The sequence below is a fragment of the Streptomyces coeruleorubidus genome (genome assembly GCF_028885415.1).
GTDB classification, from domain to species: Bacteria; Actinomycetota; Actinomycetes; order Streptomycetales; family Streptomycetaceae; genus Streptomyces; species Streptomyces coeruleorubidus_A.
In genome coordinates this window covers 4,318,491-4,340,435 of the sequence record NZ_CP118527.1, presented here as the reverse complement: position 1 = coordinate 4,340,435, position 21,945 = coordinate 4,318,491, and the positions used below count along the sequence as shown (strand labels likewise).

Below are 21,945 nucleotides of genomic sequence, written 5' to 3'. Positions count from 1 at the left end.
TATGACCTGAGGGCTCTTGGCCGCGGCTCGACAGCGATGTCACCCGGTCGGGGAGGGGGCGCAAGGATGTGCCGTGGAGACGCAGAGGGCCCCGGCGCCGTGTGGCGCCGGGGCCTGTCCTCCCCTGTGCTGACCCGGAGCCCCGAGCTCTCAGGGTCATTCCCCTCGGACCGGTTTCCCCGAGCGGTCCGCCTCCCGCTGAAGATCTCCCCTCGACCGAGGCGATCAATCCTTGAGGGGGGTCACTCGAACGAGGGGTGTTGCCCGCGAGAACGGCATCCTCGAATGCTCATTCGATAATCTGCGGTGACGAACCAACCGGAATGTGCGCTACAGGGATGTGCACACCGACAGGAACCACAAGGAACGGCAACAGGCACAGCAGGCAGAACAGTTCACAGGACCGACCGGTCCGAGACGGCCGCGGTCCGCGCGAAGCTTGGGGGGTGCCAGGACATGGCGCGACGCATCGACGTGACCGGGACGGGCGGCGTACGCCTCGCGGCCTGGGAGTTCGGCGACCCGCCCAAGACAGATCCGGCCGGCTCCGATCCGGCGCGGGACGTGCCGGACGGCTCCCCGGGCGTGCTGTTACTCCACGGCCTGATGGGTCGCGCCTCGCACTGGGCGTCCACCGCCCGCTGGCTCTCCGGCCGGTACCGGGCGGTCGCCCTCGACCAGCGCGGCCACGGCCGCAGCGACAAGCCCCCGCAGGGCTCCTTCACACGTGACGCCTACGTCGACGACGCCGAGTCCGCCCTCGAACAGCTCGGCCTCGCTCCGGTCGTCCTCATCGGCCACGCCATGGGCGCGCTGACCGCCTGGCAGCTCGCCGCCAAGCGCCCCGACCTGGTCCGTGGCCTGATCATCTGCGACATGCGGGCCTCCGCGCTCGGTGCCGCCTCGCAGCGCGAGTGGGCCCAGTGGTTCAAGTCCTGGCCGCTGCCGTTCGCCACGCTCGCCGACGTCCGCAAGTGGTTCGGCGAGGACGACCCCTGGGTGGAGCGGCCCAACCCGGCCCGCGGCGAGTTCTACGCCGAGGTGATGGCCGAGTCCCCGGACGGCTGGCGCCCGGTCTTCGACCCGGAGCAGATGCTCCGCTCCCGCGAGACCTGGGTGTACGACGCGCACTGGGAGGGGCTGACCCAGGTCCGGTGCCCCGCCCTGGTGGTGCGCGGCCTCGACGGCGAACTGGGCCGGGCCGAGGCCCAGGAGATGGTCCGCGTCCTGCCCCGCGGCCAGTACGCGGAGGTCGCCGACGCCGGCCACCTGGTCCACTACGACCAGCCGGAGGCCTGGCGCGCGGCGATCGAACCGTTCCTGGACTCCCTCGGCACCGGCTGACACCGGCGGTCACCCCTTGCTGACCGCCGTCAGGATCTCCGGCAACCGCCGAGCCGTCTGCGGAGCGGCGAGCCGCAGCCCCACCGCCGTGAGCGCCGCCGCGTACGCCGTGCCCACCGGCAGCAGCAGCCACGTCCAGTCGTCGCCCTCGGCGCTCACGTTCAGCCAGATCGTGAGCGCGATGACGGGTGCGCACAGCACGGCGGCGGCGATCATCCCGCCGAAGATGGAGATCCAGGCGAGCCCGGTCTGCCCGGGGGCGACGTTCTTGTACCCCTCCTGCGGGATGGAGTACGGGAAGCGGGCGGACGTCCACGCCCCGGTCGCGAGCATCGCGCCGAGCAGCGCGAAGGACAGCCCCAGCGCCTCGGGCAGCCGCCGCCAGTCGCCGAGCATGGCGGTCGTCACAACGGTGACGAGCGTGGCGTACGGAAGGGTGATCAGCAGCAGGGCCAGGGCGCGGGCGCGCAGCTCGACATAGGCGTCGCGGGTCGACGAGATCGTCATCGCGACCATCCAGAACGCCGAGGTGTCCTGCCCGAACTGGTTGTACATCTGGATGCCGAGCATCCCGGCGGCGAAGCAGGCGAAGTACACGGACCCGGTGCCCTGCCAGGCGTTGAACACCGGCACGATCAGGCCGATGGCCAGCGACGTCACCCAGGCCGCCTTGGTCTTGGGGTCGCGCCACACGTACCGCAGGCTGCGTTCCATCACCGTGCCGGTGCGGCCGGAGGGCAGCAGCCGCCCGAGCCCGGTCGACGTCCGCTCGCGGGCGGCCGACTCGGCGGCCGGCAGGGTCGATCCGTCGGGCGAGGTCATCAGCCGGGTCAGGTGCCGCGACCACACCGCGAGCAGCGCGGCCAGCGCGCCCGCGGTCAGTGCCAGTTGCGCGGCGGCGAGGCCGTACGACCCCTCGCCCACCGCGTGCACGGCCGCGATCGCCGACGCGGGCGGCACCCACTGGAGCACGTCCGCCGCCGGGTCGAGCTCGCCCAGCCCGGACGCCCCGAGCCGCTGCGCGCCGAAGTTGACGACCTGCGCCCCGATCGCGATGACCAGTCCGCTCAGCACCGCGAGGTCCCGCCCCTTGCGGCTGGTCAGCAGCCGTACGTTGGCGGCGGCGACGGCCCGCGCGAGGGCCACGCACACCAGCAGCGCCAGAGCGACCGCGACGACGCCCACCGCGAACGCCGCCCCGCCCCGGGCCACCGCGACCACGGACCCGATCAGCAGGCACAGCGTGAACAGCGGGCCGATGCCGACCAGCGACGCCGTGAGCAGGGCGCGCACCAGCGGCCGGGGCCGCAGCGGCAGCATCACCAGCCGGGTCGGATCCAGCGTCTCGTCACCGCTGGGGAAGAACAGCGGCATCACCGCCCAGCCGAGCCCCAGCACCGCCGCCACCAGCACGACCAGCGACTCGACGTGCGCGTGGCCGCGCAGCGCGATCAGGCCGATCAACTGCAGCGCGGCGAACAGCAGGGCGAAGACGGCCGACGCGATGTAGGCGGCCTTCCGCCCCCCGGACTGCCGCAGCCCGTTGCGCAGCAGCGACAGCTTCAGCCGTACGAAGACCGGTGTGATCGTGGAGTCGCTCACCGGGCCCCGCCGCCCAGCCAGTCGAGATCGGACCCGGCGTCCCGGCTCTGCGCCCCGACGAGCTCCAGGAACGCCCGCTGCAACGAGGGCGCGTCGCCCCGCACTTCAGCCAGCGTCCCGTGCGCACGGATCCGCCCGGCGGCCATGACGGCCACCCAGTCGCACAGCGACTCGACGAGCTCCATGACGTGGGAAGAGAACACGACCGTGGCGCCCGAGGCGGTGTACCGCTCCAGGACGCCCCGGATGGTCTGGGCGGAGACGGGGTCGACGCCCTCGAACGGCTCGTCCAGGAACAGCACTTCGGGATTGTGGAGGAGAGCCGTGGCGAGCCCGATCTTCTTGCGCATGCCGGTCGAGTAGTCGACGACGAGCTTGTGCTGGGAGCCCGCCAGATCGAGGACGTCGAGGAGCTGCGCGGCCCGCTTGTCGACCTCGGCACCGGGCAGCCCGCGCAACCGTCCGGTGTACGCCAGCAGTTCCCGCCCCGACAGCCGCTCGAACAGCCGCAGCCCCTCCGGCAGCACCCCGATCCGCGCCTTCACCTCGACCGGATCACGCCACACGTCGTGCCCCACCACCTCGACGGTCCCATGATCGGGCCTGAGCAGCCCGGTCACCATCGACAACGTGGTGGTCTTCCCGGCCCCGTTCGGCCCGACAAGCCCGATGAACTTGCCCGCGGGCAACTCCAGATCGATCCCGGCGACAGCGACCTGCTGCCCGAACCGCTTCCAGAGCCCTTGTACACGCACAGCGCTGGAACCCACCGCATCTCCCTCCGTCAGCCTGAACCCTACGGTGGAGAAGCGAACCCAAAGGGGCGCGGGGAACTGCACGAGCAACCACAAACGACCCGCAGCCGTCGATGAACACGGACCAGGCAGGACAGAAGGCGCCCTCAGCGATCCCTGCCGCACGCGTAGGCCAACGGCGAGATCAACTCCTCCGCGTCCGGCAACCACCGATTCGCAGGCGTAGGCCGGCAGGCCCACTGCACAGCCCCCCGGGACCCGAACCGCGTAGGAGGCGCGGCCACGTACGCGCCCTCACCCAGCACGGTCAGATCCAGCGACGACAACGACCACCCCAGCTTCCGCACCAGATCAGGCACCTTCACGGACGCCCCCGGCAGCACGAAGAACTCCATCCGCCGATCCGGCGTGAGCGTCACCGGCCCCAGCGTCAGCTCCATCCGCTCCATCCGCGCCAGCGCGAGAAACCCGGCGGTCTCCGGCACGGAAATCGCATCGAACGTACGCCCCGTCGGCAGCAGGATCGACGCCGTCGACTGCTTCTGCCACATCCGCCGCGCGACGGTCGCACTGCCCGTCGCCTGCGACTCCCAGTCCGGACGCGCCGGGTGCGACCCGGGTGCCGGGCACGCGGCGTCACCGCAGGAGCAGCGCTGAGCGCCGTCGGCGGCTTCCAGCCAGGTGCCGGGGAACACGTCCCAGTGGCGCTCCTCGGCGTAGCGGACGGCGGTCTCCAGCAGCGATTCCCCGCGCTGCTTCGGGATCTGAGCGGCTTCGGTGCCGGCGATCGTCTCTTCCACGATGAACACAACTCTGGTCGTCACCAGGGGTTACGCCCACCCGCGTGCGCGGGGAGGAGCACCGCCCCTGTAGTCGGGGCGCATGGGTGCATGTGCGGGGGCGCGCGGGAGGAACCGTGGCCGGAGGTGGGTAGCCACGAGTGGGGCCGGCAACAGCCGTTACCCCGGCAATCCTCACATGCCTCGCATTTTCGCCTGGTCGGCGGGGCATTGATCTTCACGGCCGGATCTTTTCGCCGGGACGTGAGAGGGCTCGGCCGCGGAAGACACGTCAACTCGGTGCGTGGGCAGGCACCGCAGCCACAGGGGGTACGCCATGGCCGCAAGGCCGCTCGTCGCCCGGCAGCCGAACGAACGGCTCCAGGCGCTCATCCAGGAAGCCGGATGCTCCAACGCCGGCCTCGCCCGCCGGGTCAACATGTGCGGTGCCGAGCACGGCCTCGACCTGCGCTACGACAAGACGTCGGTGGCGCGCTGGCTGCGCGGGCAGCAGCCGCGGGGACGGGCCCCGGCGATCATCGCCGAGGCGCTCGGCCGCAAGCTCGGCCGTACGGTCACGATCGACGAGATCGGCATGGCCAACGGCAAGAACCTCGCCTCGGGCGTGGGTCTCCAGTTCTCGCCGACGGTACTGGGGGCCATCGAGCAGGTCTGCGAGCTGTGGCGCAGTGACGTGGGGCGGCGGGACTTCCTGTCCGGCTCCTCCGTCGCCGCCTCCGCGCTGGTCGAGCCCAGCCGTGACTGGCTGATCTCGGCACCCGACAGCCAGGTGTCGCGCTCGGCGGGGCCGCGGGTCGGGCAGTCCGACGTACAGGCGGTGCGGGCCATGACGCAGGCGCTGGTGGATCTCGACCACCAGTACGGCAGCGGGCATGTGCGGCCGGTCGTCGTGCACTACCTCAACAGCGTCGTCTCCGGGCTGCTGGCGGGGTCGTACCGGGAGGCGGTCGGGCGGGACCTGTTCGCCGCGGTGGCCCGGCTGACGGAACTCGCCGGGTACATGGCCGTGGACACCGGGCAACCCGGTCTGGCCCAGCGCTACTACATCCAGGCGCTGCGGCTCGCCCAGGCGGCCGGGGACCGGGGCTACGGCGGGTACGTGCTCGCCGCCTCCATGAGCCATCTCGCTGCGCAGCTCGGGAATCCGCGGGAGATCGCGCAGTTGGCGCGGGCGGCGCAGGAGGGGGCGCGGGGGCGCGTGACACCGCGTGCGGAGTCCATGTTCCACGCGGCGGAGGCGCGCGGGCACGCCCTGATGGGCGACGCGCGCGCCGCACAGACCGCCGCCGGGCGCGCGGTGAGCGCCCTGGAGGCGGCCGATCCGGCCGCGGGGGACGACCCGGCGTGGATCGCGCACTTCGACGAGGCCTATCTCGCGGACGAGTTGGCGCACTGCCACCGGGATCTGGGGCAGGCCGAGGCGGCGGCCCGGTGTGCGCAGGAGTCGCTGGCCGGGCACCCCGAGACGCGGGCGCGCCGCCGGGCCATCGGTTATGTGCTGTTGGCCACGGCGCAGGTGCAGCAGCGCGAGATCGAAGAGGCGTGCAGCACGGGCATGAAGGCCGTCGAACTGCTGGAGGGGCTGCGCTCCAACCGGGGCGCCGAGTACCTGGAGGACTTCCAGCAGCGGCTGGAGCCGTACCGGGACGAGTCGGTGGTCAGGGAGTTCGGGGCGCGGCTGGACCTTCAGGCGGCGGCGTGAACACAGCGTCCGCGGATGCGTGAACGTGCGGGAAACGGCCGCTTGACGCGCGGGAGGTGACATGAGCGGCGTGCCGTGACCCGGTTTTGTTACCGCGATCACAGGGCAGGAGGTCACGTCCTGTGCTGCGTGGCACCGGGCTCCGGGGACCCGGTAGCGTGACCCGACGATTCACAAGGTCCCCCATTAGTAGGAGTCCCGGTGACGCAGAGTGGACAGGGCGAGGAGCCCTCGGCGCGCCCCGCGCGCGAAGGCATCGTGCTGCCCTCCGACGGTGGTGAGCCCCTGCTGCCGGGCATGACGGGCGGAACCGGTGACGCGCCCTCCGGCCGCCGGTCCGGCCCGCCCCCGACCGGCCAGGCCCCGGCCTCCGCACCCGCCGAGGGGCAGACCTGGGGCCAGCCGTGGGGCCCCGACCAGCAGACCCCGCCCGCGCAGCCGGGCCAGAGCTGGCAGTCCCCGCCGCCCCAGCCACCGGCATGGGACGCCCAGCACCCCGCCCCCGGCACACCGGGCCCGGGCGCGCTGCCCCCGGAGGGCACCCAACCCCCGAACCCGTACGCCGACCCGTACGGCGCACCCGCGGGCGACCCTCGGTACGGCCCTCCTGCGGGCGGAGCGCCGCTGCCTCCGGAGGGCGCGGGCGGGCAGCCGCCTCAGCAGGCCGACGCGTACGGGCATCCCGCTGGGGGCGCCCTGCCTCCGGCCTCCGGTGCGTACGGGCCCGCCGGCGCGGGTGGTCCGCAGCCGCAGGCCGCTGACGCGTACAACTCCCCTGCCGGGGCGTCGGGCCCTCAGGGGAGCGGCGGGTACGGGACCGGACCTGCCGGCGGGCAGTCGCCGCAGGGGCCCCACGCGTACGGGACCGGCCCCACGGGCGGGCAGTCGCCGCAGCAATCCGACGCGTTCGGATCTCACGCCGGGGGCAGCCTGCCTCCGGCCTCCGGTGCGTACGGGTCCGCTGCCGCGGATGGGCCGCAGCTGCCGGGTTCCCAGGGACACGGGGCCGCTGCCGGACGTGCCCCCCTGCCCCCGGCCGCCGATGACGGGGCGACCCAGTATCTGCCGCCCGTCGCGGGGGGCGGGGCCGCGGCGGCCACGCAGTATCTGCCGCCCGTCGCCGCCACCCCTGCCGACGAGGGGGCGACGCAGTACATACCCCCGGTGGGCCCGGGTGCGCTGCCGCCCGAGATGCCCGCCGAGCAGGACTCCGAGGCGACGCGGTTCCTGGGCACCGGGCCGCTGCCGCCCGCCTCGCACCCGGACTCCGAGGCGACGCAGTACATCGCGCCGGTGCCCGGCGGGGACCAGCAGCCGCCCGCCGGCTTCGAGAACCTCTTCCGCAGCGAGCCCGGCGCCGAGAGCCCCGCCGCGGCCACCCAGCAGCTGCCCCGCTTCGAGCAGCAGCAGCAGCCGCCGCCCCACCCGCAGTCCCACCCCCAGCCCTCCTACGCGCCGCCCGGCGGCGGCCACTCCGGCGGCGGCCGGTCCGGTCGCGGTGGCCGTGGCTCGCGCGTGCCGGTCATCGCGGCCGTCGGCATCGGCATCGCCGTCCTCGGTGTCGGCGCCGGTGCGCTGCTCGCCGGCGGCGGAGGCGGTGACGACGGCGGCGGCGACAACAAGACCGTGGCCGCCTCGGCGCCCGCGTCGGACGGTTCCGCCTCGCCGTCCGCCGACCCGGCCCGCGCGCAGGCGGTCGAGCTGGACAAGCTGCTCGCCGACAGCGGCGACAGCCGCAGCACCGTGATCAACGCGGTGGCCGACGTCAAGGGCTGCGACAACCTAGCCCAGGCCGCCAAGGACCTGCGCGACGCGGCGAGGCAGCGCACCCAGCTGGTCACCCGGCTCTCCGGCATCACGGTCGACAAGCTGCCCGACCACGCCGCGCTGACCACCGCCCTCACCAAGGCGTGGCAGGCCTCGGCCTCGGCCGACAACCACTACGCGGCCTGGGCCGACCAGACCGCCGGCAAGAAGGGCTGCAAGAAGGGCCAGGCCCGCGTCACCGGCCAGACGCAGGCCGGCAACCGGGCCAGCGGTGTCGCGAGCGCCGAGAAGGCCAAGGCGGCCAAGCTGTGGAACGGCATCGCGAAGACGTACGGCCTGACCGAGCGGCAGCCGACGCAGCTGTGACGTGATCCCGATCCGGGCGTGGACTGCCGAGCCGGGGCTCAGTAGTTCACGTCGGCGTTCTCCAGCGTCTTCGTCGTGTCGACGAAGCCCTTCCGCGCCGACACCAGCCGTCCCTCCCGCACCACCTGAAGGGTCACGTTCGCGTTGACCAGGCGGGGGAAGCCGACGGAGGCGAGCTTGTCCTGGAACTGCCAGTGAAGCGTCGGCGTGAGCCCGCCCGTGCTGAGCCTGAGGCCGTCGTCGAGGGCCTCCGTGACCGTGTCGGCGGTCACCTCCCCGTTGCCGAGCGACTCGACGACCTCGCGGAACACGGTGTAGGCGATCCACGTGGTCTGCACTCCGGCGTCCGCGGGGTCGATGCGGTTGTCGTCGAAGGCCTCCTCCTTGATCACCCGCTTCATCGCGTCCCAGCGGGGATCGCTCGCCACCGGGTACCAGCCGGTGATGTACGAGCCCTCGTACGGCCCGGACGCCCCGCCGGTCGCGTCGATCACCGTCTGGTCGACGCTGCCGAGCACGGTGGCCGTCCGTACGTCGGGGTAGTCCTCGCGGGCCCGCCGGAAGGAGTCCATGAAGGTGCCGTTGCGGTCCCCGAGCGCGGGCACCACACAGCCCTCGTTCCCCGGGTCCGTGGTCGTCGTCCGCAGCGCCAGATCGGCGTGGCCGTCGTACTCGGTGGCGTCCTCCGCCGCCCGCTGGTCCCTCGCGGGCCTGTGCCCGCCCGCCTTCAGGCCGGAGTCGAGCAGCGGGGGCAGCTGGTCGCCCGCGATGGTGTCGGGCCGGATCAGCGCGACCGGCCCGCAGGCGTCGGCGAGCGCGCTGCCGAGACCGGCGAGCAGCGCGGGCTGGCCGCCGTTGACGGGGTAGGACAGGGGACTGGTGAACTCGGCGTTGGTGATGCCGTAGCCGCCTATGTACGGGATGCCCGCGCCCTCCAGGGAGGGGAAGAAGGAGTCGGCGTACTGGCTGTAGGATCCTACGACCGCGACGACGTTCTCCTTGGCGGCCCGCCGGGCGCACTTGGCGGCGGCCACACTGTCGTTGTGGTCGTTGCAGGTCAGCACGTTGAGCTTGCGGCCGTTGATCCCGCCGTGGGAGTTGACCCACCGGGCGTAGGCGCGGGCGAAGGCGGGCATGCCGGGCTTGTTGGTGGCCTTGGTGTCCTGCGGCGCCCAGGTCATGACGGTGATCGGGTCGCCCCCGGCATCCCCCGTGGTGCCGGGGACGACCCCGCAGCCGGCGAGGAGAGCCGCGCACGCGACCGCCGTGCCCGCGGAGAGGACGCCGTTTCTGGCGTGACGGGTGAGGAGGCCGGGGAGGAATGTGCTGCGCTTGCGTCGCCTGCCGGTCATGGTTCCGCACGATTCCGCCACATGGCTAACCCGGGAGCGATCTTGAGTCAACAATTGGTGACGCGCAGGTGAATTGCAGGGGTCGGTGTGACCGATGTGGAGGGGAACGTACGATCGATGACCGTGCAAGCTTCGGAGAACTCTTCCCGTCGTGGCCGTCGCTCATCCACCATGGGCGGCATGCCTGTCAATGACATGCCGTGGTGGCGCTGGCGCAGCAACGTGCGCTCGGCGCTGCACATGCTCTCCGATCCCGTGTTCCAGCGGGACGTCTGGCTGGCCGGCGTGGACGGCTACGGCGACGTGACCGACGCGGTGTACCGGCTGGTCGAGGACACCTGGCTGGACCACTGGTCCGCCGAGAAGTACGTCGGCACGATCTTCCGCGACTCGCAGGAGGCGGCCCTCGTCGACACCGCCGTGCTGCGGGTGCTGCGGATCATGCACCAGGTCGGGCCGGACGCTCCGGTCGCGACGTACCTCGAACACCAGGCCTGGCCCGAGGCGGTGCGGGCGGCCCGGGACGCGCATGTGCGGCTCGCCACGAGCGACGGCGAGGAGCCGGACACGCCGCCGCGCAGCCTGGACGTGCTGCGGATCATGACCAGGTCCGCGTAAGCGGGACGATTGCCGGTCGTGTCGGTCCTTGTGGGAACCTGTCCTGCATGAACGAGCAGTCCACCCGCGCCGAGGTCCCGGCCGACCAGTACGTCCTCACCCTCTCCTGCCCGGACAGGAAGGGCATCGTGCACGCCGTGTCGAGCTATCTGTTCATGACCGGCTGCAACATCGAGGACAGCCAGCAGTTCGGCGACCACGACACCGGACTGTTCTTCATGCGCGTCCACTTCTCGGCGGACGCGCCGGTGACCCTGGACAAGCTGCGGGCCAGCTTCGCGGCGATCGGTGACTCCTTCCAGATGGACTGGCAGATCAACCGGGCCGACGAGAAGATGCGCATCCTGCTGATGGTCAGCAAGTTCGGGCACTGCCTGAACGACCTGCTGTTCCGGGCGCGGACCGGGGCGCTGCCGGTGGAGATCGCGGGCGTGGTGTCCAACCACACAGACTTTGCGGAGCTGGTGGGCTCGTACAACATCCCCTTCCACCACATTCCGGTGACGAAGGACACGAAGCCACAGGCGGAGGCCCGGCTGCTCGACATCGTGCGTGAGGAGGGTGTCGAGCTGGTCGTTCTGGCGCGGTACATGCAGGTGCTCTCGGACGACCTGTGCAAGGCGCTTTCCGGGCGGATCATCAATATCCACCACTCGTTCCTGCCGAGCTTCAAGGGGGCGAAGCCGTATCACCAGGCTCACGCCCGGGGTGTGAAGCTGATCGGGGCGACTGCTCACTATGTGACGGCCGATCTTGACGAGGGGCCGATCATCGAGCAGGAGGTCGAGCGGGTCGGGCACGACGTGACGCCGGAGGGGCTGGTCGCGATCGGGCGTGACGTGGAGTGTCAGGCGTTGGCCCGGGCTGTGAAGTGGCATGCCGAGCGGAGAATCCTGCTCAACGGGCGGCGGACTGTGATTTTCGCCTAGGAAAGCTCGGTTCCTACATCCTGCTCAGCGATGCGGCCGCGAACAGGACATCCCTGATCGCCTCTCTGTCTCCCACCTGGCCCGCTGCCGCCTCCTGCGGGGGCACGTGGCCCGCCGCCAGGCGGCAGAACTCGACGCCGTCCAGGGCCACGTGGGCCACCTCGTGTTCGGCGGAGCCCTTCGCGGCCGGGGAGTCGAGGGGGATCAGCCACTCGCCGCCGCCCGAGCCCTCGATCTCCAGGCGGAGGCTGCGGCCCGGTTCGCCCGCTGTCACGAGGTGACGGTGGTGGGCGGGTGCGGCCTGGCCGCCTCGGCGGCGTTCGGCCAGGGCGTTCGGCAGCATGCGGGCGGCCAGGTCGATCATGCGGTGCAGATGGCGCGGCGAGGGCGGGTCGTACGGGTAGTCGACCGCGTCCGCGATGTCCTCCGCGTGCACCCAGCACTCGAAGGCCCGGTCGAGCATCGCGTCGTGCAGGGGCAGCTCGAAGTCGCCGTACGACACCGGCATCCCGCCGACGCCGCTGCCCGTGAAGGACACGGTCCGGACGAGGCTGTGGCTCTGCTCCCGCCAGGGCGCCCGCACGGCACGGGTGGGCGGGAAGTGGGAGGCACTCCAGTAGGCCTCGGTGCGGGCCGCCGGGGTCGGGTGCCGGGACGTGACGTCGCCCAGCGGGTCGTCGAGGCCGAGCGTGACCGCCACCAGCCCGTCCACGCTGAGCAGATGCGCGATGACGCCGGCCACGGTGGTACGGCGGCTCGTGGCCTCGTCGGCCCGGAACCAGCGCAGCCGTACCGGCGCGTGCCACTCGGCGTCGCCGAAGTCCTGGAGCAGGGCGTCCAGGCGCGCGGTCTCGGCGTCGTACGCGGCGGCCCAGTCCGGCACCGGGATGCGCGGCGGGCGGCGCTCCAGGCAGGACTCCAGGACCCGCGTGCGCAGGCCCGGGTCCAGGTCGAGGCTGTCGGGGCGTTGCAGCAGCCCGACCGCCTCGCGCAGCCGCCGCGCCTCGTCGGCACACGCGCCGCACTCGCCGAGGTGCTCCTCGACGGCCGTGGCCTCCTCCGCCGAGCACGCGGCCAGCGCCCAGGCGCCGAGCAGGGCCTTCAGCACGGGGTGCTCGAACACGGGCCGTACGGGCGGGGGCGGTGCCGCGTCACCCGGTTCCTCCAGCGCGGGCAACGGCAGCCCGCTGTCCTCGACGGAGGCCCGGGGCATGGGGATCCGCGGCGGGCGCCCGGGCCCCTGCCCGTCGCCGCGCTCGAACCCGCCGGGCCCGTCCGGTCGGCTCGTTCCGTCCGGTCCCGAAGGGGAGCCAGGGGCAACCGCGTTGTGAGCGCTTTCGCCCCTTTCATCTTGAATGCCGCTTTCGCTCTGGGTGTTGTCCTTCTCCTCGTGTCCGTCATCGCCCGCGCCGTCGTACGCCTCGAACCGGTCCGGCCCGTTCACACCGCACCCCCGTATCCGGGTGGTGCGCCGGGGGCCTCGCAGTCGTGGGCGGTGGACAGGAGTTGCAGGCCCAGGCGGAGGCGGCGGCGGGCCTCGTCCTCGGTGATGCCGAGGTCGGTGGCGGTCTGGCGGTAGTCGCGGCGCTGGAAGTAGGCCCGCTCCAGGGCCGAGCGCAGCGGGACCGGCATGGACTGGACGATGTAGTCGGCGCGGGCGGCGACCGAGGCCCGGCGCACCTTGTGCTCCAGTTCCTCCGTGGTGCCGGAGCCCTCGCGGGCGAGGGCGGCGGTCTCGGTGGCGCGCAGGCGCTGGACGGCCAGGCGGCGCGTCAGCGCGGCGACCCAGGTGCGCAGAGGGCCCTGTTTCGGGTCGTAGGTGTCCGGATGCTCCCAGACGTGGATGAAGACCTCGCGTGTGATGCCGTCGGCGGCGCGCTCGTCGCCGAGGACGCGGTGGGCGAGGCCGTGCACGAGGGAGGCGAACCGGTCGTAGAGCTCACCGAGGGCGGCGGCCTCCCCGCGGGCGAGCCGCTGCTGCATCTTGTGGTCCCAGCGAGGCGATACGTCCCTTTTCGCCATGCGGCCCCCTCACCCTCTGCTCATGTGCCGCGCCCGCGCCCTGTCCAGCCTGTGTCCGACGTCTCCCCGAATGTAGTAGGCACGTCCGGTAGCGCACGCCCCTTTGTGGCAATGTGCGCCCCCTGACCGGCCGCAGGTGGTAGGGGACCACCGGCGCTCGTGCCGGGTGCCGTCATGCCGCGCCTACCCATCCGTCCTCTGATCAGACCTGACTGAAGAGGATCGAACAGGATCGAAGTCGACTAAAACAAGCCTCTTCTGCCGGGGATCCGTTTTTCGGGTTGTGTTTCAGGGAACGGCCGCTGGGCAGCCGCGCTGCAAGGAAGCGTAGGGACTGCTTCCGTTTTGGCGATCGAAGGGCGTGGTGGTGACCTTCAAAGTGACCGGCGGCGAGCAGGGCGTATGGGCCGTGCTCCAGGTGTCGGGCGAGCTGGATCTGGTGACGTCGCCGGTGCTGCGGCAGCGTGTGCACGACGCGGTGGCCGAGGGGCACCACTGTCTCGTCCTCGACCTGTCCGAGGTGTTCTTCTGCGATTCCAGCGGCGTCGGCGTACTCATCGCCGCCCGCCGTCTGATCCGCTCCTGCCAGGGCCGGCTGCGGCTCGTGCTGCCCGCCCGGGGCGCGGCCGACGGATCCCACGTCAACCGGGTCCTCGGTGCGCTGGGCGTACGCAGGCTGTTCGACGTGTACGGCGACGTGGACGCGGCCCTGGGTGACGAGGGCGAACCCCTGTCCGCGTGAGGGGCCGGTGACGCACGGTAGGGCGAGTGTTGCCGTTCCGACACGCTGTTGTCCCGGAATTCCCCCGGTCTTGGCACAAGTGACGTTTTCCCGCGCCCGAACGGCCCCCTCCGTCGTACGCTCCGAGCGAGACGCACCCCACTTGACGTAAGGCGGCCCGAAAGAGACATGGTCAGCAGCGAGTACGAGCGCAGGATCGCCGCCCGGTTCGCCACCTTCGACCAGGACGGCAACGGCTACATCGACCGCGAGGACTTCTACGGCGCGGCCAAGGCGCTGCTCGCGGAGTTCGGCGTAGCGGCCCGGTCCGACAAGGGACAGGCGCTGTACGGCGGCGCCGAGGGCTTCTGGCAGGGCATGGCCGGGATAGCGGACCGCGACGGCGACCAGCGCATCACGCGCGAGGAGTTCGTGGGCGGCGCGGTCAAGCGCCTGCGCGACAACCCCGACCGCTTCGCCGAGATCGCCCGTCCCTTCCTGCACGCGTCCCTGGACGTCGTCGACACCGACGGCGACGGCGCGGCGACGGTAGAGGAGGCCGCCCGCGTCCTGAAGTGCCTCGGCGTCCCCGAGGACGTCGCAGGCGCGGCCGCCGCCACGCTCGACGCGGACGGTGACGGCAAGGTCGGCGAGGCCGAGGTCGTGTCCGCCTTCGCCCGCTACTTCACCGTGCCCGAATAGGGTCACGTGCGCGAAGAGAGTCACGTGCCCGAATAGCGCTCGCGCAGCTTGTACTTCAGCACCTTCCGCAGGGTCTCGCCCCGCGGAAGGGCGTCCACCACCTCCAGCCGCTCCGGCAGCTTGTGCACGGAGAGTCCCTCGGTGCGCAGGAAGGCGGTCGTGGTCGCGAGCGTCAAGGCCTCGGCTCCCGGCGGCTGTTCCACCACCGCGCACACCAGTTCCCCGCGCGTCGCGTCCGGCAGCCCGATCACTGCCACGTCCCCGACCGCCGGATGCCGGTGCAGCAGGTCCTCGATCTCCTGCGCCGAGATGTTCTCGCCCTTGCGGATGATCACGTCCTTCAGCCGGCCGGTGAGGACCAGGTGCCCGGTGTCCGTGAGTTGCCCGAGGTCGCCGGTGCGCAGGAACCCGTCCTCGTCGAAGGCCTCGGCGGTCTGTCCCGGGTCCAGATATCCCCGGCACACGGCCTCCCCGCGCAACCGCACCTCCCCGTCCACGATCCGTATCTCCATCCCCTCCGGCGGCCGCCCCTCGGTCGTCGCCAGCAGCTCGGGGGTGTCGTCCGGCGCCCCCATGGTGATCATCGGCACCTCGGTCATGCCGTAGCCGTGCGTGAGCTGCACGCCCATCTCGTTGATCACGGCGTAATAGAGCTCCGGCGGCTTGGGCGCCCCGCCGCCCGCCAGCAGCCGCAGTGAGGGGATGATCGGAATCCCCGGTTGCTTCCGCTGCTCCGCCAGGAACATCGAGTAGAACGCCGTCGACCCGCCCGCCATCGTCACCCCGTGCCGCCGGTAGGCCTCCAGCGCGTCCGGCAGCGCGAACTGCTCGAACAGCACTGCCGGGAAGCCGTACAGCAGCAGCATCACCGTGTAGTCGGGCCCGCCTATGTGGGCGTAGGGGAACGCGATCGACCCCACGTCGTCCGCCGAGGGCCGCAGGGCGTGGGCGAGGCAGGAGCCGCCCGCGATCAGGGAACGGTCCGTGTGCAGCACGCCCTTGGGGGCGGAGGTCGTGCCGGACGTCCAGTAGATCCAGCGGACCGCGGTGCCGTCGCGGGGCGGGGGAGGCAGTACGGACGGATCGCCGTCGGGCAGGTCGTCGCAGGCCTGGAAGACGCCCCTCGCGCCCAGCCGCCGGGCCATCTCCGTGTGGTCGAAGCCGCGCCACTCGCCCGGCACCGCGAAGAACTCCGCCTTCGACTCCCGCAGTGCGAAGCCGACCTCGCGGTCCCGGTAGAAGGGGATCACCGGGGTCTGCACGGCGCCGAGGCGGGCCAGCGCGAAGGAGAGCAGGGCCGTCTCGATGCGGGTGGGCAGCTGCCAGGCGACCACCGTGCCGGGGCGTACGCCCATGCCGTACAGGCCGGCCGCGACCCGCTCGGCGCGTGCGTGCAGGGCGCCGAAGGTGAGCGTGCGCCCCCCGGGCCGGTCGTCCTGGAGGAAGAGCGGGCGGTCGGGGGTGAGGGCGGCGCGCCGGGTGGCCAGCTCCCACAGCGTGCGGGACGAACTCAGGGCGTGCGGGGTCTCGTTCACGTCTGCCCCCTGCTCCTTGGCTGACGGGTCGTCAGGTGGGATGCTATCTGACGATGCATCAGATAAGTACCGCCCGGCGGAGGGGACCCATGGCGACCGAACTGCCCCGCATCATCAGCGTCGACGACCACGTGATCGAGCCCGCCCACCTCTTCGACACCTGGCTGCCGGCCAGGTACCGCGACCGCGGCCCCAAGCCGCTGACCGCCGGGATCGGTGAACTCGCCTACGTCGGCGGCAAGTACCGCATCACGATGGACCCGGACGGCCCGCCCACCGACTGGTGGATCTACGAGGACCTGATGTTCCCGTACAAGCGCAACATCGCCGCCGTCGGCTTCGACCGCGACCAGATGACCCTGGAGGGCATCACCCGCCAGGAGATGCGGCCCGGCTGCTGGGACCCGAAGGAGCGCCTGAAGGACATGGACCTCAACCATGTCGAGGCCAGCCTCTGCTTCCCGAGCTTCCCGCGGTTCTGCGGCCAGACCTTCGCCGAGGCGCACGACAAGGAGGTCGCCCTGGCCTGCGTGCGCGCCTACAACGACTGGATGGTTCAGGAGTGGTGCGGGGACAGCGGCGGGCGGCTCATCCCGCTGTGCCTGATCCCGCTGTGGGACGTCGAGCTGGCGGTCGCCGAGATCCGGCGCAACGCCGCGCGCGGCGTGAAGGCGGTGACCTTCTCCGAGATCCCCACCCACCTCGGGCTGCCCTCCATCCACTCCGGCTACTGGGACCCGTTCTTCGCGGTCTGCCAGGAGACCGGGACGGTCGTCAACATGCACATCGGGTCCTCGTCCCAGATGCCGGCCGCCTCCCCGGACGCCCCGCCCGCCGTCCAGGCCTCGCTCAGCTTCAACAACGCGATGGCCTCGATGATGGACTTCCTCTTCAGCGGGGTGCTGGTGAGGTTCCCGCGCCTCAAACTCGCCTACAGCGAGGGGCAGATGGGCTGGGTCCCCTACGCCCTGGAGCGCGCCGACGACGTCTGGGAGGAGCACCGCGCCTGGGGCGGCGTCCGCGACACGATCCCCGAGCCGCCGTCGACGTACTACTACCGGCAGATCTTCTGCTGCTTCTTCCGCGACAAGCACGGAGTGGCGTCGCTCGATGCCGTCGGCCGCGACAACGCCACCTTCGAGACGGACTACCCGCACGTCGACTCGACCTTCCCGCACACCAAGGAGGTCGCCCTCGACCATGTGCAGGGCCTCGACGACGAGACGGTCTACAAGCTGATGCGCGGCAACGCCATCCGGATGCTGGACCTGGACCTCGACCGCTGATGGACCTCTCGGACACGCCCGAGGAGGAGGAGTTCCGGGCCCGGCTGCGGGAGTGGCTCGCGAAGACGCTCCCCGGCCTCCCGCCCAAGCCGTCCCCCGACGACTGGCCCGGGCGGCGGGCGTACGACCTCGGCTGGCAGCGCAGGCTCTACGACGCCGGATACGCCGACGTCCACTGGGACGCCTCCCCGGCCACCCGGCTGATCTTCCTGGAGGAGACGGAGAAGGCGGGCGCGCCCTATGTGGGGGCCAACTTCGTGGGGCTGCTGCACGCCGGGCCGACGATCGCCGCCGAGGGGACCGAGGAACAGCGGGAGCGCTGGCTGCCGCCGATCCTGCGCGGCGAGGAGGTCTGGTGCCAGGGCTTCAGCGAACCGGACGCCGGCTCCGACCTCGCGGCCCTGCGCACGCGCGCGTGGCGCGACGGCGACGACTACGTGGTGACCGGCTCCAAGATCTGGACCTCCCACGCGGAAGTCGCCGACTGGTGCGAGCTGTTGGTCCGCACCGACCCCGAGGCGCCCAGGCACCGGGGCATCACCTGGCTGGCCATGCCCATGGACGCGCCCGGCATCACCGTACGGCCGCTGCGCACGCTCGCCGGTTCGGCCGAGTTCGCCGAGGTCTTCCTCGACGAGGTGCGGGTGCCGGCGGTGAACCGGGTCGGGGACGAGAACGACGGCTGGCGCGTGACCCTGGTGACGCTGTCCTTCGAACGCGGCACGGCCTTCGCCGGCGAGGTCGTCGCCTGCCGCCGTGTCCTGGGCGAACTGGCGGTCGAGGCCCGCGAGAACGGCCGCTGGGACGACCCGGCGCTGCGTCGCCGGCTGGGCAGGCTCAACGCCGAGTTCCGGGCGCTGTGGCGGCTGACGCAGTGGAACGTGAGCGCGGCTCAGGCGTCGGGCTCAGTGCCCGGCGCCGCGGGCTCGGTCTTCAAGCTGCGGTACTCGCACGCCCGCCAGGAGCTCTACGACGCCGCCGCCGAGGTGCTGGGCGCCGACTGCCTGGACCTGGACCGCCCCTGGACGCTCGACCGCCTCTCCTCCCTGTCGTACACCATCGCGGCCGGCACCTCGCAGATCCAGCACAGCATCATCGCCGAGCGGATCCTCGGCCTGCCGAAGGGACGGTGACCGTGCGCTTCCGGTTGACGGACGACCAGCGGGCGCTGCGCGACGGGACGCGGCAGCTGCTGGTGCGGCGCTTCGGCGGGGAGGCGCTGCGAGGGGCTGTGGAGAGCCCCGGGCGGCTCGACAGGGCGTTGTGGCGGGCGCTGGGGGAGGCCGGGTTCTTCGCCCTGCGGTTGCCGGAGGCGGAGGGCGGGGTGGGACTCGGGCTGCCGGAGGCGGTGTTGGTGTTCGAGGAGGCGGGGCGGGTGCTGCTGCCCGGGCCGTTGGCCGCCACCCATCTAGCGGCCGGTGTGGTGCCGGGAGCCGCCACCGGGGAGGCGGTCGTCTCGGCCGTGGACGGCGGGCTCGTGGAGTGGCTGGCTCAGGCCGACGTCGTACGCGGCGACGCCGCCGGAGCCGTGCCGATGCGCTCCCTCGACCCGCTGACGCCGCTGCACCGCGTGCCCGGCGGCGCGGCGGCGGACCCGGCCCCCGTCGCAGTCCTGCTCACCGCCGCCGAGCAGCTCGGCACCGCTGCCCGCGTCTGCGAACTGGCGGCGCAACACGCCCGGGCACGCGAGCAGTTCGGTCGGCCCGTCGGGGCCTTCCAGGCGGTGGCACACCTGTGCGCCGGGATGCTGGTCCGGTCGGAAACGGCCCGCGCGGCGGTGTACGCGGCGGCCGTCACCGGCGACCCGGTCGACATCGCCGCCGCCCGCCTGCTCGCCGACGAGGCCGCCGTGCGCGGCGCCCGCGACTGTCTCCAGGTGCACGGCGGCATGGGCTTCACCTGGGAGTCCGAGGTCCATCTCCATCTGAAACGCGCATGGGTTCGAACCCAACGTGCGGGTGGAGTTACGCAGAGTGAGGAAGCTCTCGCGGCTGCTCTGACGGCCGGGACGGCCTGACAGGCCGTCTGGCTGCGGTGTCACCGAATATGCCCGCGAGGATGTCGCGGATCGTGGCATACCGTGATCACGGAGCGTTGATACCGGCTCGTGTCCTCGGCGGGGCTCGTCACGGCCCGGAGTCGACTGCCCGCTCCGGTACCTTGTGTGAGATGCGAGTGGCTCAGAGCGCGGTGCGCCCCAGTGGCGCCGCCTGTTCGACTCCCCGCAGCGAGCGTCGCACAGTATGCCGCACGGGTACTCCTTCGCGCTGGAATATGCCCGAAGCGCTTGTTGGGGTGACTGTACGTCAACCATGCTGTCCCACAAGGGATTCACGTTCCGTGATCCTTGTCCCGGCCGTTGTTCTGGCCATGCAGAAAATGGCTACGATCGTGGCCTTCGTGAGGCGCGAGCCTAAGTGTCCGCCGGTTCGGATGGTGTGAGCGGTGCAGGTGCTTCAAGTGCAGCTGGAGATCCGGCCCGACCCCGCAGAGGTGGGGCGGGCCCGGCGGTGGGCCCGCTCCCGCCTGGCCGGGTCGGGCATACAGGCCGACGAGCCGCTCGCCGAGACCCTGATCCTGCTCGTCTCCGAGCTGGTCACCAACGCCGTGGTGCACACCGGCCGGCCCGCCGTGCTGCGGCTTTCCTTGCCGCACGCGGTGACGGAGGAGACCACCGTCCGTCTCGAGGTCGCCGACCGCAGCGGCCGGGCCCCCGTGCCCCGGTGCGCGGACGACGACGCGACCGGCGGCCGGGGCCTCGCCCTCGTCGACGGCCTCGCCGACCGCTGGGGCTGGAGCGTCGAGAGCACCGGCAAGCGCATCTGGTGCGAACTGGACCGGTGTTCGAAGTCCCCTGAGATCACGGCGGCGTGCGGGAGCGGCGCGGTGGCGTGCGGCGGCGGGGCGTCCTTCGAGGGGCTGGCGTACGAGGCCGTGTAGGGCCGGGGCGCTTCGGGGTGCCCCGGCCCTGACTGCCGGTCACGCGGTCGACGAGGTGTGGTGTACGACGGCACATGCCGCGCGGTGTTGCGGCGAGGCCGGGGCACGGTCGCAGGCGCGTCCGTCGTTTTCGTCATGGCATGCGGCGATGCGCCGGGATGTGCTTCCGTGCGCGCCCGCGGTAAAAGCCGCATAAGCGATAAATCACCGAACGGCTGTTGACGCCTCGTGACCGTTTGCTCACGCTTGTGGGCAGCGATTCGCCGTGAGGGGACGGCGAGGGCTGCGACGACGGCGGCCCTCGGCGAGTGTGAGTCGTGATTCGGCGTCGGCTCCCTGTTTCAGGGCCACTGGAGCCGGGGCGGGAGCGCCGGAGTCGGGTGGCGGCGCGCGCTGCCGTGCTCGGGGCGAGCAGCGCGTCGCCGCCATCCAGCTTCAGGCGGCGGGATGGCGGCCTGGCGGCCTCGGCGGGTGGCCTGGCGAGGCGGCCTGTCGCGCTGGCCTGCTTGTCGGCCTGTCGTGCCGGCCTAGAGGACGGCGACCGGGGCCACCGGAGAGCCGGTCGCTCCCGTGAACGGCTCGGGGGTCGCCGCCAGCAGGAACGCGTAGCGGCCCGTTTCTCCACAGGCTGTGGACAACTTTTCGAAATTCCAGTTCTGGCCCTGCGGCATCCCCATCTCCACGAGGTGGAGGGCGTGCACCGGCAGCCACAGGTCCTCCACCTCGGGCGGGAACACCTCGAAGGTGAGGGTGTCGTTGGCGACCGCCGCGACATCGCGCGCGTGGAACCACTCCGGCGTCCGGATCGACAGCCCCGGCGACGGGTACGCATACGCGTGCCGGTCCCCGGCCAGACAGAGCCGGACCTGCCCGGTCCGTACGAGCACCACGTCGCCGGCCCGCACGCGCGTACCGGCCAGCTCCTCGGCCGCCTCCAGGTCCTCGGGCGTGACGGCGTACCCGCCGTCGAGCCGGTCCGTGCCCCGGGCCCGGGCGACGTCGAGCAGCACCCCGCGTGAGACGAGGTGCCGGACCTTGTCGATGCCGCTGAACTCCGCGCCGCCGTGCGGGGTGATGGAGTTCGCCGGGCGGCCGTTGTAGAGCCTGCCCGAGTGCGAGGCGTGCGGCAGCGCGTCCCAGTGGGTGGCCGCCTGGAGCCCCATGGTCACGGCGTCGTCGCTGCACGCGACGGTGCCCGGGCCGAAGAGCTCCTGGTTGATCTGCACCATGACGTGCAGCGGGTCGATCCGCCCCGGGATCATCCCCGTCTGGACGCCGTCGCGCCGCAGGGGCAGCGCGAGCGGGATCCGGCGACCGGTGCGGACCGTCACCGCGGCCTCCCGGACGACCTCGTCGGTGATCAGGTTCAGCGTGCCGAGCTCGTCTGCGGCTCCCCAACGGCCCCAGTTGTTCACGCGCTTGGCGATGTCGTGGAACGCGTCCGGCAGCGACATGAGTCCTCCCCGGGGCTTGTGTTCCCGTATCTGACGGGTCGTAGAATCTG

The 21,945-nt window shown here is 72.0% G+C and carries 19 protein-coding genes; 11 read left to right on the top strand and 8 right to left on the bottom strand.

Annotation, left to right across the window (positions count from 1 at the left end):
* Nucleotides 1-456 precede the first annotated feature (456 nt).
* Nucleotides 457-1,344 (top strand): alpha/beta fold hydrolase, encoded by an 888-nt coding sequence (locus PV963_RS20060; RefSeq protein ID WP_274817115.1) that lies wholly within the window; start codon nt 457-459, stop codon nt 1,342-1,344.
* A 9-nt stretch (nt 1,345-1,353) separates the two neighbouring features.
* Here the strand turns inward: PV963_RS20060 and PV963_RS20055 are convergent, their stop codons facing one another.
* The 3 genes from PV963_RS20055 to PV963_RS20045 form a co-directional block, all read right to left on the bottom strand.
* Nucleotides 1,354-2,946 carry a transporter gene (locus PV963_RS20055; protein ID WP_274817114.1) on the bottom strand — a complete coding sequence of 531 codons (1,593 nt, stop codon included), beginning with the start codon at nt 2,944-2,946 and terminating at the stop codon, nt 1,354-1,356.
* Nucleotides 2,943-3,734, bottom strand: coding sequence for an ABC transporter ATP-binding protein (locus tag PV963_RS20050; protein WP_274822074.1), 792 nt, complete (start codon nt 3,732-3,734; stop codon nt 2,943-2,945). Before PV963_RS20050 ends, PV963_RS20055 begins: the two co-directional genes overlap by 4 nt.
* A gap of 113 nt (nt 3,735-3,847) precedes the next feature.
* Nucleotides 3,848-4,510 carry a bifunctional DNA primase/polymerase gene (locus PV963_RS20045; RefSeq protein WP_274822073.1) on the bottom strand — a complete coding sequence of 221 codons (663 nt, stop codon included), beginning with the start codon at nt 4,508-4,510 and terminating at the stop codon, nt 3,848-3,850.
* 307 nt (nt 4,511-4,817) lie between these two features.
* Between PV963_RS20045 and PV963_RS20040 the strand changes: the two genes are divergently transcribed.
* Both PV963_RS20040 and PV963_RS20035 read left to right on the top strand, forming a co-directional pair.
* Nucleotides 4,818-6,203 (top strand): transcriptional regulator, encoded by a 1,386-nt coding sequence (locus tag PV963_RS20040; protein WP_274817113.1) that lies wholly within the window; start codon nt 4,818-4,820, stop codon nt 6,201-6,203.
* A gap of 201 nt (nt 6,204-6,404) precedes the next feature.
* Nucleotides 6,405-8,336 carry a hypothetical protein gene (locus tag PV963_RS20035; protein ID WP_274817112.1) on the top strand — a complete coding sequence of 644 codons (1,932 nt, stop codon included), beginning with the start codon at nt 6,405-6,407 and terminating at the stop codon, nt 8,334-8,336.
* Between the two features lie 38 nt (nt 8,337-8,374).
* Here the strand turns inward: PV963_RS20035 and PV963_RS20030 are convergent, their stop codons facing one another.
* Nucleotides 8,375-9,688: an ABC transporter substrate-binding protein gene (locus PV963_RS20030; RefSeq protein ID WP_274817111.1), complete on the bottom strand. Its 1,314-nt coding sequence runs from the start codon at nt 9,686-9,688 to the stop codon at nt 8,375-8,377.
* Between the two features lie 117 nt (nt 9,689-9,805).
* Between PV963_RS20030 and PV963_RS20025 the strand changes: the two genes are divergently transcribed.
* On the top strand, nt 9,806-10,306 hold the full coding sequence (locus PV963_RS20025; RefSeq protein WP_274817110.1) for an SCO4402 family protein: 501 nt from the start codon (nt 9,806-9,808) through the stop codon (nt 10,304-10,306).
* A gap of 47 nt (nt 10,307-10,353) precedes the next feature.
* Nucleotides 10,354-11,235 (top strand): formyltetrahydrofolate deformylase, encoded by an 882-nt coding sequence (purU, locus tag PV963_RS20020; RefSeq protein WP_274817109.1) that lies wholly within the window; start codon nt 10,354-10,356, stop codon nt 11,233-11,235.
* Between the two features lie 13 nt (nt 11,236-11,248).
* Here the strand turns inward: purU and PV963_RS20015 are convergent, their stop codons facing one another.
* Together PV963_RS20015 and PV963_RS20010 are read right to left on the bottom strand one after the other, a co-directional pair.
* Nucleotides 11,249-12,679, bottom strand: coding sequence for a zf-HC2 domain-containing protein (locus PV963_RS20015; RefSeq protein WP_274817108.1), 1,431 nt, complete (start codon nt 12,677-12,679; stop codon nt 11,249-11,251).
* Nucleotides 12,676-13,257, bottom strand: a complete 582-nt coding sequence (locus PV963_RS20010; protein WP_274817107.1) for a sigma-70 family RNA polymerase sigma factor — start codon at nt 13,255-13,257, stop codon at nt 12,676-12,678. The genes PV963_RS20015 and PV963_RS20010 overlap by 4 nt, the downstream gene beginning before the upstream one ends.
* A 361-nt stretch (nt 13,258-13,618) precedes the next feature.
* Here PV963_RS20010 and PV963_RS20005 point away from each other — a divergent pair, with 361 nt between their 5' ends.
* Both PV963_RS20005 and PV963_RS20000 read left to right on the top strand, forming a co-directional pair.
* A complete protein-coding gene (locus tag PV963_RS20005) occupies nt 13,619-13,999 on the top strand; it encodes an STAS domain-containing protein (protein ID WP_274817106.1) in 381 nt (126 codons plus the stop codon).
* A 168-nt stretch (nt 14,000-14,167) separates the two neighbouring features.
* Nucleotides 14,168-14,680, top strand: a complete 513-nt coding sequence (locus PV963_RS20000) for an EF-hand domain-containing protein (protein ID WP_274817105.1) — start codon at nt 14,168-14,170, stop codon at nt 14,678-14,680.
* Nucleotides 14,681-14,700: 20 nt separating this feature from the next.
* On the opposite strand, the gene PV963_RS19995 is transcribed toward PV963_RS20000, so the two are convergent.
* Complete coding sequence (locus tag PV963_RS19995; protein WP_274817104.1) at nt 14,701-16,215, bottom strand: class I adenylate-forming enzyme family protein; 1,515 nt, start codon at nt 16,213-16,215, stop codon at nt 14,701-14,703.
* 89 nt (nt 16,216-16,304) lie between these two features.
* Between PV963_RS19995 and PV963_RS19990 the strand changes: the two genes are divergently transcribed.
* From PV963_RS19990 to PV963_RS19975, 4 genes are all read left to right on the top strand, one after another.
* A complete protein-coding gene (locus tag PV963_RS19990) occupies nt 16,305-17,501 on the top strand; it encodes an amidohydrolase family protein (RefSeq protein ID WP_274817103.1) in 1,197 nt (398 codons plus the stop codon).
* On the top strand, nt 17,501-18,634 hold the full coding sequence (locus tag PV963_RS19985; RefSeq protein WP_274817102.1) for an acyl-CoA dehydrogenase: 1,134 nt from the start codon (nt 17,501-17,503) through the stop codon (nt 18,632-18,634). The genes PV963_RS19990 and PV963_RS19985 overlap by 1 nt, the downstream gene beginning before the upstream one ends.
* 2 nt (nt 18,635-18,636) lie before the next feature.
* Nucleotides 18,637-19,518 carry an acyl-CoA dehydrogenase family protein gene (locus tag PV963_RS19980; protein ID WP_274822072.1) on the top strand — a complete coding sequence of 294 codons (882 nt, stop codon included), beginning with the start codon at nt 18,637-18,639 and terminating at the stop codon, nt 19,516-19,518.
* A gap of 443 nt (nt 19,519-19,961) precedes the next feature.
* Entirely contained in the window at nt 19,962-20,441 is a 480-nt protein-coding gene (locus PV963_RS19975) for an ATP-binding protein (protein WP_274822071.1), read from the top strand.
* 527 nt (nt 20,442-20,968) lie between these two features.
* Here PV963_RS19975 and PV963_RS19970 read toward each other — a convergent pair.
* Entirely contained in the window at nt 20,969-21,895 is a 927-nt protein-coding gene (locus tag PV963_RS19970) for a cyclase family protein (protein WP_274817101.1), read from the bottom strand.
* Nucleotides 21,896-21,945: the final 50 nt, after the last annotated feature.